13 protein-coding genes and 1 pseudogene are annotated in these 14,166 nt (G+C 29.5%); 9 read left to right on the top strand and 5 right to left on the bottom strand.

Annotated features, from left to right (window positions below; genetic code table 11):
- Positions 1–44: 44 nt before the first annotated feature.
- The 3 genes from IPM32_01730 to IPM32_01720 are packed head-to-tail and all read right to left on the bottom strand — an operon-like array spanning position 45 to position 3,144.
- Positions 45–350, bottom strand: coding sequence for a heavy-metal-associated domain-containing protein (locus tag IPM32_01730; protein MBK8943966.1), 306 nt, complete (start codon positions 348–350; stop codon positions 45–47).
- 12 nt (positions 351–362) lie between these two features.
- A complete protein-coding gene (locus IPM32_01725; protein MBK8943965.1) occupies positions 363–2,555 on the bottom strand; it encodes a TonB-dependent receptor in 2,193 nt (730 codons plus the stop codon).
- A 49-nt stretch (positions 2,556–2,604) separates the two neighbouring features.
- On the bottom strand, positions 2,605–3,144 hold the full coding sequence (locus IPM32_01720; protein MBK8943964.1) for a hypothetical protein: 540 nt from the start codon (positions 3,142–3,144) through the stop codon (positions 2,605–2,607).
- A 209-nt stretch (positions 3,145–3,353) separates the two neighbouring features.
- Between IPM32_01720 and ccsA (IPM32_01715) the strand changes: the two genes are divergently transcribed.
- The 5 genes and pseudogenes from ccsA (IPM32_01715) (at position 3,354) to IPM32_01695 (ending at position 7,589) form a co-directional block, all read left to right on the top strand.
- Positions 3,354–4,052, top strand: a complete 699-nt coding sequence (ccsA, locus tag IPM32_01715) for a cytochrome c biogenesis protein CcsA (protein MBK8943963.1) — start codon at positions 3,354–3,356, stop codon at positions 4,050–4,052.
- 10 nt (positions 4,053–4,062) lie between these two features.
- Positions 4,063–4,221 carry a CcmD family protein gene (locus tag IPM32_01710; protein MBK8943962.1) on the top strand — a complete coding sequence of 53 codons (159 nt, stop codon included), beginning with the start codon at positions 4,063–4,065 and terminating at the stop codon, positions 4,219–4,221.
- The gene (locus tag IPM32_01705) at positions 4,211–4,600 is read left to right on the top strand and encodes a cytochrome c maturation protein CcmE (GenBank protein MBK8943961.1); all 390 of its coding nucleotides are present in this window, start codon (positions 4,211–4,213) and stop codon (positions 4,598–4,600) included. Before IPM32_01710 ends, IPM32_01705 begins: the two co-directional genes overlap by 11 nt.
- A gap of 18 nt (positions 4,601–4,618) precedes the next feature.
- A pseudogene (gene ccsA, locus IPM32_01700) lies at positions 4,619–7,020 on the top strand (cytochrome c biogenesis protein CcsA).
- A gap of 164 nt (positions 7,021–7,184) precedes the next feature.
- Positions 7,185–7,589 carry a hypothetical protein gene (locus tag IPM32_01695; protein MBK8943960.1) on the top strand — a complete coding sequence of 135 codons (405 nt, stop codon included), beginning with the start codon at positions 7,185–7,187 and terminating at the stop codon, positions 7,587–7,589.
- 82 nt (positions 7,590–7,671) lie between these two features.
- On the opposite strand, the gene IPM32_01690 is transcribed toward IPM32_01695, so the two are convergent.
- Positions 7,672–9,759 (bottom strand): ammonia-forming cytochrome c nitrite reductase subunit c552, encoded by a 2,088-nt coding sequence (locus tag IPM32_01690; protein MBK8943959.1) that lies wholly within the window; start codon positions 9,757–9,759, stop codon positions 7,672–7,674.
- A gap of 21 nt (positions 9,760–9,780) precedes the next feature.
- Positions 9,781–10,167 (bottom strand): hypothetical protein, encoded by a 387-nt coding sequence (locus IPM32_01685; GenBank protein ID MBK8943958.1) that lies wholly within the window; start codon positions 10,165–10,167, stop codon positions 9,781–9,783.
- 221 nt (positions 10,168–10,388) lie between these two features.
- Here IPM32_01685 and IPM32_01680 point away from each other — a divergent pair, with 221 nt between their 5' ends.
- The 4 genes from IPM32_01680 to IPM32_01665 are packed head-to-tail and all read left to right on the top strand — an operon-like array spanning position 10,389 to position 14,030.
- Positions 10,389–11,546 carry a HAMP domain-containing protein gene (locus IPM32_01680; protein MBK8943957.1) on the top strand — a complete coding sequence of 386 codons (1,158 nt, stop codon included), beginning with the start codon at positions 10,389–10,391 and terminating at the stop codon, positions 11,544–11,546.
- Positions 11,506–11,859, top strand: a complete 354-nt coding sequence (locus tag IPM32_01675; protein ID MBK8943956.1) for a HAMP domain-containing histidine kinase — start codon at positions 11,506–11,508, stop codon at positions 11,857–11,859. The genes IPM32_01680 and IPM32_01675 overlap by 41 nt, the downstream gene beginning before the upstream one ends.
- Before the next feature lies 1 nt (position 11,860).
- Complete coding sequence (locus IPM32_01670) at positions 11,861–13,228, top strand: sigma-54-dependent Fis family transcriptional regulator (GenBank protein ID MBK8943955.1); 1,368 nt, start codon at positions 11,861–11,863, stop codon at positions 13,226–13,228.
- Between the two features lie 13 nt (positions 13,229–13,241).
- Positions 13,242–14,030 carry a TSUP family transporter gene (locus tag IPM32_01665; GenBank protein ID MBK8943954.1) on the top strand — a complete coding sequence of 263 codons (789 nt, stop codon included), beginning with the start codon at positions 13,242–13,244 and terminating at the stop codon, positions 14,028–14,030.
- The last annotated feature ends 136 nt before the right edge of the window (positions 14,031–14,166 follow it).

Raw genomic sequence — 14,166 nt, 5'->3', positions numbered from 1 at the left:
TTTGATGGCAAACTAAAATTTAATTTCGCAAATAATTTGGAAAATTAATTTTTCTTAAAATCCTCTAAGTTTTTTATGTAAGCAGAATAACCAAGTTCGTTAATTTTTTCTGCTAATTTTTCAACGGTCGTTTCTTCCGTGTTAAAAATTACTGTAACAGTTTTTTCATTCAACTCAACTTTTAAGTCTACAACGCCATTCTCTTTTGGAAGATTATCAAACATTGTATTTACACAATTTTCGCAATGGATAGATGTATCAAAAGTTGCAACTTTTAAATTATTTGAATTTATGTTTGCACTACATGAAATTATAAAAAGAATTAAAATACATTTTGATAAATATTTCATTTTTTGTTTTTCCTATTTTAATGTTAGTCTAAATCCCAAATAGAATTTTCTTCCTTCAATTGGTCCCCAAATCATTGATGAATCATAATCCGGTCCAAATGGATCATCGGCAGAAATTATTATTTGCGATTGAGTAAAATTTGTAAAGTTTTCAATTCCTAAAAATACTTCCCAACCTTTTAGGTAATGTGTAATTTGCGCCATCATATTTATGAATGAAGGAGATTTTGTTCCGTTTTCTAAAGTAATATTTTCTGCAAGTTTTGGAATTCTTGATGAACCGTTAAATTGAGTTGTAAAATCAAATTGCCACAATCTTAAATTTGATAAATATGAAAGTGATAAAAGTCCTTTAAACTTTTTATTCAGCGGATCAGAAATTAAATTTCCATTAAAAGTAGTTTTTGCATCAGAAAATCTTACAGCTCCCGTTAAATCTAAATTTTTAATTAATTCATAATTTAGTTCAACTTGAAAATTATTTGCAAAAGATTTTCCATCAAGATTATAAAAATTTACTTCGTGGGAATTTTGATCAATATCCACTACTACTTTATTGATAAATTCGGTTCTATAAAAATCTGCATTGATTGATAATTCTTTATCAAAGAAATAAAAATATTGAGTGATGTTAAAACCGTAATTTATTGCGTTTTCCATTTTTAAATTTTCGTCAATTATAAAATTTCTTGATGAAGATAAAAACGAAATATTTTCGGAAATAATATTTGATGATCTGTATCCTTTCCCAATTGTGAAACGCAATGTGGTATTGGCTAAAGGCGAATAACGTGCATGAAATCTTGGAGTAATAAACATTCCGAATTTATTATTAAAATCTGCACGAACTCCGCTAATTAAAGCTAAATTTTCCTCCGGTTGAAAAGTATATTGAAAAAATGCACCGGGAATAAACTCTTTTTTGTCGAAATTATTTTCAATAAAAAGTTCATTTAAATTGTCATAAACCAAACTAATTCCAGTATTGATTTTATTTTTCTGATTTATAATTTGCGATTCAAAAATTAAGTTTGAATAATAACTTAATTCATCGGAATTGTAAATTCTATTTCCAAAACTTGAATTTTGTTTATGAGTTGTAAGCATATTTATAAATCCAAAACTCGAATTCAAATCATTGGAAAACATATAACCAATTTTTGACCAAATTTGAAATCGTTCCGTTTTAATAATATTCCTATATTTGCTAAAATTATTTTTGGAACCAAAACCAATTTGACCGCCATACCTTTCTTCGTTAATGTAATTAAGGGTTGCGGCAATATGCCAATTTTTGAAATCTTCATAATTCCATCTATTTAAAATATTAATTTGCCTAACATTCGGATGATCTAAAAATCCATCTTTATTATGATCAACATTTTTTCCAAAATATTCACCGTGAAGAAAAAGTGAGGTAGAAATATTTTCATCAATATTAATTGTTGTAATTGCATTAACATCATTTTTAAGTTGATCTGTGGAAAACAAATCTGCATAAAAAGAGTTTGGCAAAATTGATTTTTTAAATTCAATATTTATTTGTCCGGTTGTTGATTCAAATCCGTTAATTACAGAAGCAGTTCCTTTTGAAATTTGAATTGATTCCATCCAAGGTCCGGGAACAAAATAAATTCCGTAAGCAGAAGCAAGTCCTCTTAAATTCGGAATATTTTCTGTCATAATTTGACCGTATTTTCCGTCAAGTCCTAAAAGCTTAATTTGCTTTGCGCCCGAAACCGCATCGGAATAAGAAACATCTACCGAAGCATTTGTTTCAAAACTTTCAGATAAATTACAGCATGCGGCTTTTTTGAATTCTTTATTAAAAAGTGTTTGTGTTAAAATCGGATTCAAATCATCAAATTCAGTTCCTTTAGTTTTTACTAAGACTGTAATTTCATCAAGTTCAAGATTTTCTGTAAGGATTATCTCAATAAAGGTTTCAGACTTTTTAACAATTATTGTATCTGGTTTGAAAGTAACATAACTTACAATTAATTTTGATGAATCAGCAGAAGTTTTAATAATTTCAAAACTTCCATCTGCATTTGATGTTGTGCCGATTGTTGTATTTTCCCAAAAAATATTTACACCGGGTAAGGGAGAAATATTTTCACCAATATTTTCATAGACAATTCCTTTCAACTTTTGCGGAAATATTGCAGAAACGCAAAAGAGAAAAATGATTAAAATGTTTTTCATTTTAATCCTCCTCAAAAAAATTAGTAAAAGTAAAAGCGAGATTTAGAAATTATACTTTATTAAGAGAAGGAATTTTGGATTTATGAAATGAAATAATTAATGAACGCCCGGAAATATTGGGAAGGTTTTGAATTTCGTTTGAGAAAAAATAATTATGATTTTCTTCAATTGATTCATCAATAATATTATTGCAGATTATTTCAAAATGCGGTTGGAATTTTTCAACTTCGGAAATATTTTGATTTATTTCTAATTTAACATATTTACTAATTGTATAACAACTTCCACCGCAATATATTTTTTCTTTCATTTTAGATGAAGTAGAATTTTCAGTGCAGCAATTATCTTTTTCGATAATTTCTGAACAGCAGCTTTCTTCTTGAGAATTTTCACTGCAGCAGTTTTCTTCATCAAAAATATTAAGAACCAATTTCGCATTTTCAAAGCAGCAATCTTCTCTCAGCAAAAATCCAATGTTTGAAACGAACATTGAAATTATGAGAATTATTGAAATTATATTTCTTGAATTTTGCATTTTAATTAATAATACTTTTACTCGAAATAAATCATATTTTGATGGGAATTTCAAGTTAAATTCTCATAATAATTTTGTAATCTTTGAATTCTGTAATCTTGCTAATTTTACAAAATATTTTGCACCGATTATTCTCTTGAATAAATTTTAATATAACCATATCTTTACTTCAATATTTATGCTGTCATTCAGACAAAGTATTCTTTTTTGAGTGCGGAAATTTGGTTATATTTTAACTCAATTTTCTAAGAATTTTATTTTTTATGATATATAAATCAATTCTTTTCATCATAATGGTGATTGTTATAATTACCGGAATTTCATTTCCCATTGTGCTTAAACCGTCGGTTTGGTATGAAATTCCAAACATTCCCGGCTTAGAAGAAAAAGCAAAAATCATATTTTTTCATGTTCCAACAGCTTGGCTTTCCGTTATTGCATTTTTAATGGCAATGATATACGGAATTAAATATTTGCGAAATCAAAATTTAGATGATGATGCAAAATCAAATGCAGCATTGCAATTAGGAATGATATTTACAATTCTTGCAACTGTTACCGGATCAATTTGGGCTAAATTTACGTGGGGAGCTTTTTGGCATTGGGATCCGCGTGAAACAAGCATCTTTATTTTGTTATTGATTTACGGATCTTTATTTGCTTTAAGATCTGCAATAGAAAATGAAGATAAACGTGCAAAACTTTCTGCGGTTTATTCAATTATTGCATTTTTAACGGTTCCTTTTTTTATTTTCATTATGCCAAGAATTATGTCGGGCTTGCATCCTGGTTCTGCAAATGATGATAATTTAGGTCCCGTTGTTGATTTTAAAATGAACGGAACAATGCAGATTATTTTTTATTTATCTCTTGTTGCGTTTACTATGTTTTATTTTTGGATGTGGAAAATTGGTTATAGATCAATTATAATAAAAGATAGATTATTAAAAAAAGTTATTTAAGGATTTTAAATTGGAAAACTTGTTAAATTTTTTGGAAACTAATTCAATATACATTGTATTATTTATTGTATTAACAATTTGGTTGGGAATTTTTACATATCTCAATTCATTGGATAAAAGGCTAAAAGAAATCGAAATTGAAATTAAGGAATCACGCAATGAAAAATAAATATATGTTTGGTGGAATTATAATAGTTGTGTTTTTGGGAATAATGTCATACTTATTTACAGAAACAAATATTTCATATGAAGAAAATTTTAGCGAAATAATGAATTCTACAAAAACTATGAAAGCAACGGGAAGCTGGGTTAAAGAGAAAAATTATATGATGGATAAAGCCAAAAAAGAATTTTCATTTTATATGAAAGATTATCTCGGCAATGAAATGAAAGTAATTTATAACGGAACAATTCCAAATAATTTTGAATCGGCAACTTCTGTAGTTGTAACCGGAAAATATAAAAACGGTTATTTTCATGCAGATGATATTCTAACAAAATGTCCATCCAAATACGAAGAACAATTTGATCAATCCGAAAAATCTTAATTAGAAAGGCAAAAACTTATGTTAGGAAACATCGTTTTAACAATCGGGTTTTTAGCCGGATTGTTTACATTTTTTATGTATTATCTAACCTATAAAGGTTATTCAAATACACTAACCAAAGCAAGAATTGGATTTCACACTGCTTCAATGATGACAATTTTTGCAAGTTTAATTTTAGTTCACGCAGTTTTAACTCACCAATATCAATATAAATACGTATTTAATTACAGCGGAAGCGGATTATCAACTGGATTGTTGCTCTCAACATTTTGGGGCGGACAAGAAGGAAGTTTTTTACTCTGGACCTTTTTTACAGCAATAATTGGAATTATTTTACTTGAGTATACTTCTAAAAGAAGTGATTTAGAACCAAGAGTAATGATGGTTTTTACATTAAGTTTTACCTTTTTATTACTTCTCGTAAATCCGCTTTTCAAAAGTCCGTTTAATTATTTATGGATGGAATCTAATTTTATAGAAATTAAACATATAAACAATCAATTTCTTTCAATGCCTTTTATGCAAAATTTTATGTTTCAAGATTCTGCCGGCGGAAAAAGTTTTGTAAGAATGGATCACCAATTATATGCACAATTAGTTTCTGCGGGAATTTCATTTAATCAATTTGTAATTGATGGAAAAGGATTAAATCCGCTATTGCAAAATTTTTGGATGCAGATTCATCCTCCAATTTTATTTGTTGGATTTGCAATGTCTGCCGTTCCATTTGCTTTTGCTAATGCCGCATTAATTAAAAATGATTATAGAGATTGGATTAAACAAGCATTTCCATGGATGCTTGTTGGAACAATGATTTTAGGTTTAGCAATTATGCTTGGCGGTTATTGGGCTTACGGAATTTTAGGCTGGGGCGGTTATTGGGGCTGGGATCCGGTTGAAAACTCAAGCTTAATTCCTTGGCTTGTTGGTGTTGCTTCAATTCATACACTTTTAATTCAGAAAAAAACACAAGCAACTGGCGGATCTGGTAGATTTGTAAAAACAAATATTATTCTTGCAATGTTGACTTACATTTTTGTTTTATACAGTACATTTTTAACTCGCAGCGGAATTTTAGGCGAAGCTTCGGTTCATTCTTTTGCAGAACCGGGAATGTTGGTTTATCTGCTTCTCGTAATTTTTATGGTTACATTTTTGTTAATTGGAACAGCCGGATTTATTTATAGATGGAAAACACTTAATGTTGAATTTGAAAACGAAGAAAGTATTTTATCAAGAGAACTCGCTCTATTTACGGGAGCAGTTGCAATTTTGGCATCGGCAATAATTGTTTTGGGCGGAACTTCGGCGCCAATTTTTGGCAAAACCGTTGAAATAAGATTTTATGATGAATTAAATCTTCCTATTGCAATAATTATTGGATTATTAAATGGTTTAAGTTTAATCCTAAAATGGAAAACAAATAAATCACAAGAGCTTTGGAAAAAATTAATCACTCCAATTCTTTTAACAATAATTTTAACAGCCGCAGTTGTTTTATTTGGAAAAGTTTATAGCGTAATGTTAATACTTTTATCATTTTCATCAATATTTGCAATAGTTGTAAATTTTGAAATAGCTAATAAAATTGCAAGAAAAAAGCATTATCGCTCGGAGCTTATATTGCACATATTGGAATTGCTCTATTTTTATTGGGTGTTGTTGCAACCGGCGGATTTTCTGAAGAAGATTCAATCGATTTGGAAAAAGGGAAAACCTCATCAATTTTTGGGTATAACGTAACTTTTCTTGGATATAATAAAATTGAAAATTCTGAAAAGTATGCGTTTAATGTAAAAGTTGAAAAAGATAATTCATCCAAAACAATTTCACCGGTTATGTATGTTTCCTCAATTAATAATAGTTTGATGAGAGAGCCAGATATTTGGAATATGTTCACTCGCGATTTTTACGTAACGCCGTTAAGTTATGAAGATGGAGCTTCGGAAAATTCTTCAAACTCCGGAACTAGTATTACTTTGAAAAAAGGTGACTATTATGATTTCAAAGGAAGTAAAATAATTTTTCAAAGTTTTAATTTTCCTCAAGATGCAATGTCATCAATGATGGGCGGTGGTAATTTTACTATTGGGGCTAATTTAATTGTTGAAAGCAATGGTAAAAAATTTAATGTTGAACCAAAAATGAATACAATTGGCGGAAATAAAGAATTTGTCCCGGTACAAATTAATGAAGCAGATTTACTAATTGAAATGACAAATCTTGATGCAAGCGGTTCCGTGGGTTTAACGATTAGTAGTTTGTCAAACAATAATGAAGCTGAAACGCAACAAGTTCCAAAAGAAGTTTTATCAATTGAAGCAAGTATAAAACCATTCATAAATTTAGTTTGGACCGGCGTAATTTTAATGTGCGTTGGATTTATAATTTCTGCAGTAAAAAGAACAAAAGAAGTTTAAAAATCTTACAATATTTATCATTTTAAAAAGCGAATAATTAGTATTCGCTTTTTTTCTACAAACAGAATATATAATTCAATTCAGTTTGTCATAAAATTTTATATTGATTTTTATATAAAATCACCTCAAATTAAACTATCAGATCATTTATAATTATGAAATTTATGTTTCTAATATCAGTTTTGATATTAATTACTACTTTCTGCAGTAACTCAATAACAGATTGTGAATCATTTAATTTATATGATGAAATAGAAATTAATTACAAGCAAAAGTTAATTAATGATGATGAAAATATTTCTATTCAGTTTGCAGAATTAGTTGGTGATTCAAGATGTCCTTTAGATGTAATGTGTGTTTGGGAAGGTGATGCTGAAGTAAAATTAGTATTTTCTAAGAATAATAATTCTGAAGAATTTACTTTACATACTGCAATAAATTATTATAACGTTGATACACTTTTATTTGGTTATAAAATACAACTATTAGAAGTAAATCCATATCCGAAATTAAATGTAGAAATTCCTCCAAAGGATTATAAACTTAAAATTAAAATCGAAAAACAATAATTGAAGATTACCATATTAGAAATAAAAAACCCGACTCGAAAGCCGGGTTTATATCATTCACGAACAGTAGAGGCAATTTATTTTATTTAATTAATACCATTTTCTTGGTTGCAACAAAATTACCGGTTTCGATTCTGTAATAATAAATACCAGCAGCATTATTTACTGCATTCCAATCAACATCATAATTCCCAGCACTCATTTGTTTATTAACTAATACTGAAACTTCTCTACCAATTGCATCATATACTGTAACTTTTACATTTGCAACTTCTGGGATAGAGAAATTAATTTTTGTTGTTGGGTTAAATGGATTAGGATAATTTTGTGATAATCTGTAATCAGTTGGTAATGAATTTGTGAAATCATTAACATTAACTGGATCACCAGACATTTCAGCAATTGCTGCTTTTAACATTGCAACTGTATATTGAGGATTGTGGATACCAAAGCTTCTGTCTTCTTCAACAAAGAAATAAGCATAACCAGCTCTCATAATTCTAGGTGTTAAACTATCATCTGCAGCAGTAGTAAAATCAGCTGTAGATTGAATTAAAACTCCGCCTTGAGCATTCTTTGGTAAATAAGTAGCTAATTCTTCTAATAATCCATGAACTTCTTCTTGTAAACCTTCTGCAGTTCCATCAGCATCTAAATCTGCATTTCCGTTTATATAAAATTTCTTTTCTTTAAATGTTTCACCAACATTTCCATGGCAAGGTTCGCAAGATTCAACATTATCTTCACCTTCTTCATTATTCATGTTGAAAGTATGTCCGCCGAATTTCAATAAATTTCCTTCTGCGTCAAATGCAGATTCGCCAGCCATATGGCAATCAACACAAGCATTTCCACCAGCAATAGCGTGAGGTGAACTAGGCAATTCAACTCCCCAATCCGGAGCGTTTTTACCTAAAAGCATATCACCTTGAGGACCATGATGAGCACCAAAATGAGCACTGCCATTTTTAATATCTTGAGCATAAGTAGCTGCTTGTCTTCTACTTCTATGGCAATCTATACATTGAGCACCAGTTCCATAAGTTTCAAATGAAATTTCTGTTCCATCGCCAAGTACGGTTTCTTTTGCTCTTAATTGATAAGGATTTGTTGCATCATGAGGATCATGACAAGTTACGCATGTAAAATTTGTTGGATCCGGACGAACTGCTGTTTTTGCTGGTAAACCTAATGCATCAGCTGGTCTACCTTCTTTAATCCATTGAACATAACCTGCTCCACTGTGGCATGGTGAACATCCATCTCTGTTTGTAGACCCAACAAATGCACCAACAGTATGTCCGCCATGGAAACCGCGACCATCAAATTCTGTTGCATCTAAACCAGCTTCAGTAAATAATGCCGGAATTGCATGATGTGTTCCAGAATCATGGCAATATGCGCACGTTGCACTTGCTTGTGCAGAAACCATTTTGCTATCTGAAACTACACCATTATGAGCACTGCCGGGACCATGACAAGCTTCGCATTGAACATTTGCTCTTTGCATTGCATCTGGATAAGCAGCTACCAAAGCATCATAATTTCCTTCTGCTAATGTTGCAGGAAATACGAATTCAAAATCATCGAATCCATTATTTGAGGCTTCTGCATCATAACCGGTTGTATGACAACTCATACATCTGTTTGCAAAATGTCCAGCCGGATCATCGGTATATGGTTTAACTGTGTTTGCATGACCTGTAGCTTCCCATTTTGCTTGTTCAGCTGAATGACAAGTACCACACTTTAATCCAGTAGTTGGTGTTCCAACATATTTCGCAGAATTTAATGTGATTTCACTTGTTAATCCGCCATCGGTGAATTCAACAACATAAGTTCCTTCTAAATCAAGAACCATAGAAATAGCTTTTTTGGTTTCGCTTATGTCTTGGTTTCCAAGAATTGTAACAGTTGATCCGCTTGGTTTAGTTTTGATGTTCCAAACCGGACTTGTAAAAGTTGTATCAACAGCTTCGCCAACTAAATAAACTGTTGTTCCAACACCAACATTTGATAAACCATTATATTTTACTTCGAAAATATCATTAGTATCTGCGGCAACTCCTCTTGCAGAAATTCCATATGGTCTAACTTCTAACGTTTGACTGTTTATCATTCCAAAAGTTAGGAATATAAGCAGCATAGTTAATGTTATTTTTTTGAGCATTAGGCTCCTCCTATAAGTTGATTAGTAATGTAAATTTTGATTTTGTGTTCTTACCGAGTTAATAAATTCTCTAAGATTTATTGTATCAATCGGTTTTATTAAATAAAATTTTACTCCAATATTATTTATTGCTCTTCCCAATTCAATACTTAAATCTGACGTTATAAAAATTATTGAAAGCTTTGGGTTAACTTTTTTAATTGTTTCAAGAAGTTTAATAGAGTTTGGAGCAATAAAATCATCATCAAGAATTACCAGTGTAGAATTTTTACTTAATACTTCCGAGGCAATATCTAAAGGATCATTTGATTTTTTATAGATATTGTATTCACAACCAAATTCTTTAGAAAAATTTTCCAAAGAATTATTAATCTGAATATCATTAGAAATTATTAACATTTTTCCCATAATAACTTATTATATGCAATCCCTATGCCATTTTTGGTTTTATAATAGATAATTTGTCATTTATTTAAATGTTTGTTTTTTGCTTAGTTTTCTGCACTTTTTTTAAGCAGATTATTAATAAATTTTAAACGATATTTAATATTTGTAAAATAATTATTTTTTGGTGTGGCAAATAAGTCTCAGTGTGACAAATCTGTCGCAACAATAAATTTTGAGGTAAAATGTTTAGAACAATTAAAAGTAAGTTTATAATCCTTTCAATTATTATAATCGTTTTAAGTATCGGAATTCCGGTGGGATTTTTATTAAATCAGTTTAGCAAAAATTTCCATGATAGATCCGTAATTATGGTTGGTGCTGCAATTGATTTAATGATTTTCGGACTTAATAATTCAATGATGAAAGGAGATGAAAAAAATGTTCAAAATATTGTTGAGCAAATTGGTAAAAATAAATCAATTAAGCACATCAGAATTATTGATAGTGAAGGAATTATTAAATATGCAATTCATTTTGATGAAATTGGAAAACATATTGATATTGTTGAACCGGGACATTTAAAAACAAAACTTAAAAATATTATCGCACGAAAAATTTCACTAAATGAAAATACAAATACTTATACTGCAATTCAGCCGATTATTATGGAAAAAAGATGTCAATCATGCCATAGCGAGAAAATAAATTCATTTCTTGATGTTGATACTGATTTAACAAAAGCCGAAGTTAAATTTTACACAGGTTATTTTCATATGATATTTTTAGCATTTGCATTGCTATTAATTCTTGCATTTTCATTCTATTTCATATTTAACAAATTTATCAATAAACCACTTGGCAATTTTATTTTGGCTTTGAGCGAAGTTGAAAAAGGTAATTTGAATTTAAATTTGCCAGTAAAGAGTAAAGATGAATTTTCAATTTTAAATTATCACTACAATAGAATGGTGAATGAATTAAAATATTCTCGCGGAAAAATTGATGAAATGCATTTGGATCAATTACAGCGGGCTGATAAAATGGTAACATTAGGTGAACTTACTGCTTCAATGGCTCACGATATAAATAATCATTCCGCAATTATAATGTCTCGCGCAGACTATTTACTTTATGAAGCTGAAAATAATAAATCATTATCTGCATATATTGATGATTTAAATGTTGTAAATAATCAAATAGAAAAAATTTCCAAAATTACCGGAAACATTTTAAAGCATAGCAAAAAATCAGCAAAAACTTTTTCCAATTTTGATCTGGTTAAACTTGTTGAAACGTGTACAGAAATGTTGGAACCATTAATCAAAAAAAGAAAAACCACACTTTTAAAAAAATTTCAAAATTTCCGAAGCAATTATTTTTGGCGATCCAAATCAAATTGAGCAAGTTGTATTAAATTTAATTTCAAATTCTATGGATGCAATTAAAGAAAATGGAATTATTAATGTTATGATTAATTTATCCGAGGAGAATAAAATTCAATTAAAGATTAGTGATAATGGAATTGGCATTGATCAAGAATCACTAGAAAAAATATTTTCGCCATTTTACACAAATAAAGATTCGGGAAAAGGAACCGGACTTGGTTTATACATTGTGCAAAATATTTGTAAAAATCATAATGCAGAAATTATTTGTGAAAGTAAAATTAATGAAGGTACAACTTTCACAATAACATTTAACGGGGGAAATTAAAATGTTTGAAGTTCTTTTAATAGATGATGAAAAAGATATGCTTGTTGGATTGGAGAAAATTCTTTCGAGCAGAAATAATTTTAATATTACTTCATTGCTAGATCCAAAGATTGCATTGGAGAAAATAAAATCGCAAAAATTTGATTTGATTATAACTGATTTGAAAATGAATGAATATTCCGGAATTGATATTCTAAAATGTGCTAAAGAAAATTATCCGCAGACAAATGTTATAATTATTTCCGGATACGGAACAATTGAAGCAAGTGTTGAAGCAATGCAGTTAGGCGCTTTTGATTTTATTGAAAAACCTTTTACATCAAAAAAATTATTTCAATGTATTGATAAATCACTTGAATCTTTAACACAAAAAATAAATGTTGAAGAAGAAACAGAACCGGCAATTAAAAACTCTGGAATAATTTTTAAAAGTCCGGAAATGAAAGAAGTTATTGAATTGGTAAAGAAAATTTCTCCGCAAATGATGAATGTTTTAATAATAGGAGAAAGCGGAACGGGAAAAGAACTTGTGGCAAGAGTAATTCATAAATTAAGTAACAGAGACGGAAATCCTTTTGTTCCGGTTAATTGTGGAGCTTTGCCGGAAAATCTTTTTGAGAGCGAATTATTCGGACACGAACGCGGTGCCTTTACCGGAGCTATTAAAACCAAACCCGGCTTACTTGAATTTGCAAACCAAGGAACATTTTTCTTTGATGAAATTGGCGATATGAGCCAACAATTACAAATTAAACTTTTACGCATGCTTGAAGATAGAAAAATCAGAAGAGTTGGCGGACAAAAAGAAATTGATATTGATGTTAGAATTATTGCCGCAACAAATAAAGATTTGGAAAAAGAAGTAACAAACGGAAATTTCCGTGAAGATTTATTTTACAGATTAAATAATATTCAAATTCATATTCCACCTCTGAGAAATAGAACAGACGATATTATGCCTTTGCTTGAACACTATCTTAAAGGTTTATGTGAAAAGGAAAATAAACCAGCTAAAAGTTTCTCAAACGATGCGAAAGAATTATTAAAATCTTATCAATGGCCCGGAAATGTTAGAGAATTGCAGAATATGATTGGTCGCGCATTTTATTTATCAACATCAAACATTATTCAAAAAGAAGATTTACCGAAATATATTTTAAAAGACGATTTACCCATTTCAAATAGCATTTTAAATCTTCAATACAATGAAGCAAAAGATAAAACGATTACAGAATTTGAAACTGAATATCTTTCATATCATTTAAAAAAACACAAAGGTAATATTACTAAAACTGCAATAGAATGCGGATTGGATAGGCGATCACTGCATAGATTAATTGCAAAGTATAATATTATTTATAGAGAATAATTTTTACTATCAAATGAACTATATAATAATTTCGTTTATTGCATTATTGGTTTCCGGATTAACATTTTTCAGCGGGTTTGGACTCGGAACTTTGTTAATGCCAGCTTTTGCAATTTTTTTTCCGGTTGAAATTGCAGTTGCTGCAACGGCAATTGTACATCTTGCAAATAATATTTACAAAGGAATTTTAATGGGTAAGTATGCAAACATGAAAATTATTATGTTGTTTACTTTACCAGCCGGATTTGCAGCAATTGCGGGTGCATTTTTACTTAATTATGTTACTCATCTTTCGCCAATATACAATTACACAATTTCAGAAAAAGATTTTTTTGTTACGCCAGTGAATCTTACAATTGGAATTTTGATGATTTTATTTTCCATTGTTGAATTAAATCCATTTCTAAAAAAAATAAAATTAAGTGAAAAAATGATACCGATTGGCGGTTTACTTTCCGGATTTTTCGGCGGAATTTCAGGTCACCAAGGCGCTTTGCGAACTGCATTTTTAGCTCATGCCGGATTGGAAAAAAAATCATTTATCGGTACAATGGTCATTTCCGCAATTGTAATTGATATAGTAAGAATTTTAGTTTACGGAATTACATTCTTAAAATTTGATTCAGCAATTTTTCAAAACAGCGAATTGCAAAATCTATTAATTGCCGGAATAGTTTCTGCATTTATTGGAACTTCTTTAGGAAAATATCTTCTCGAAAAAGTTACCTTTGAAACAATTCATATAATAATTGGAATAATGTTAATGCTGCTCGGAATTGCAATTTCATTGGGATTGATTTAAGAAATTGTCGCTTTTATTATTCATTGTAGAAAATAATATACAATTAAAAGATTTTATTTCCACAAATCATTAAAAAAACAAATCAATTTTTGGCATTATGATTGTTTTATAATTACGTAAACTGATTGTGAGGTAA

It is taken from the genome of Ignavibacteriota bacterium (assembly GCA_016716225.1).
GTDB lineage: Bacteria > Bacteroidota > Ignavibacteria > Ignavibacteriales > Melioribacteraceae.
The sequence above is the reverse complement of the archived record's forward strand: the minus strand, read 5'-3'. Positions and strand labels throughout refer to the sequence as shown.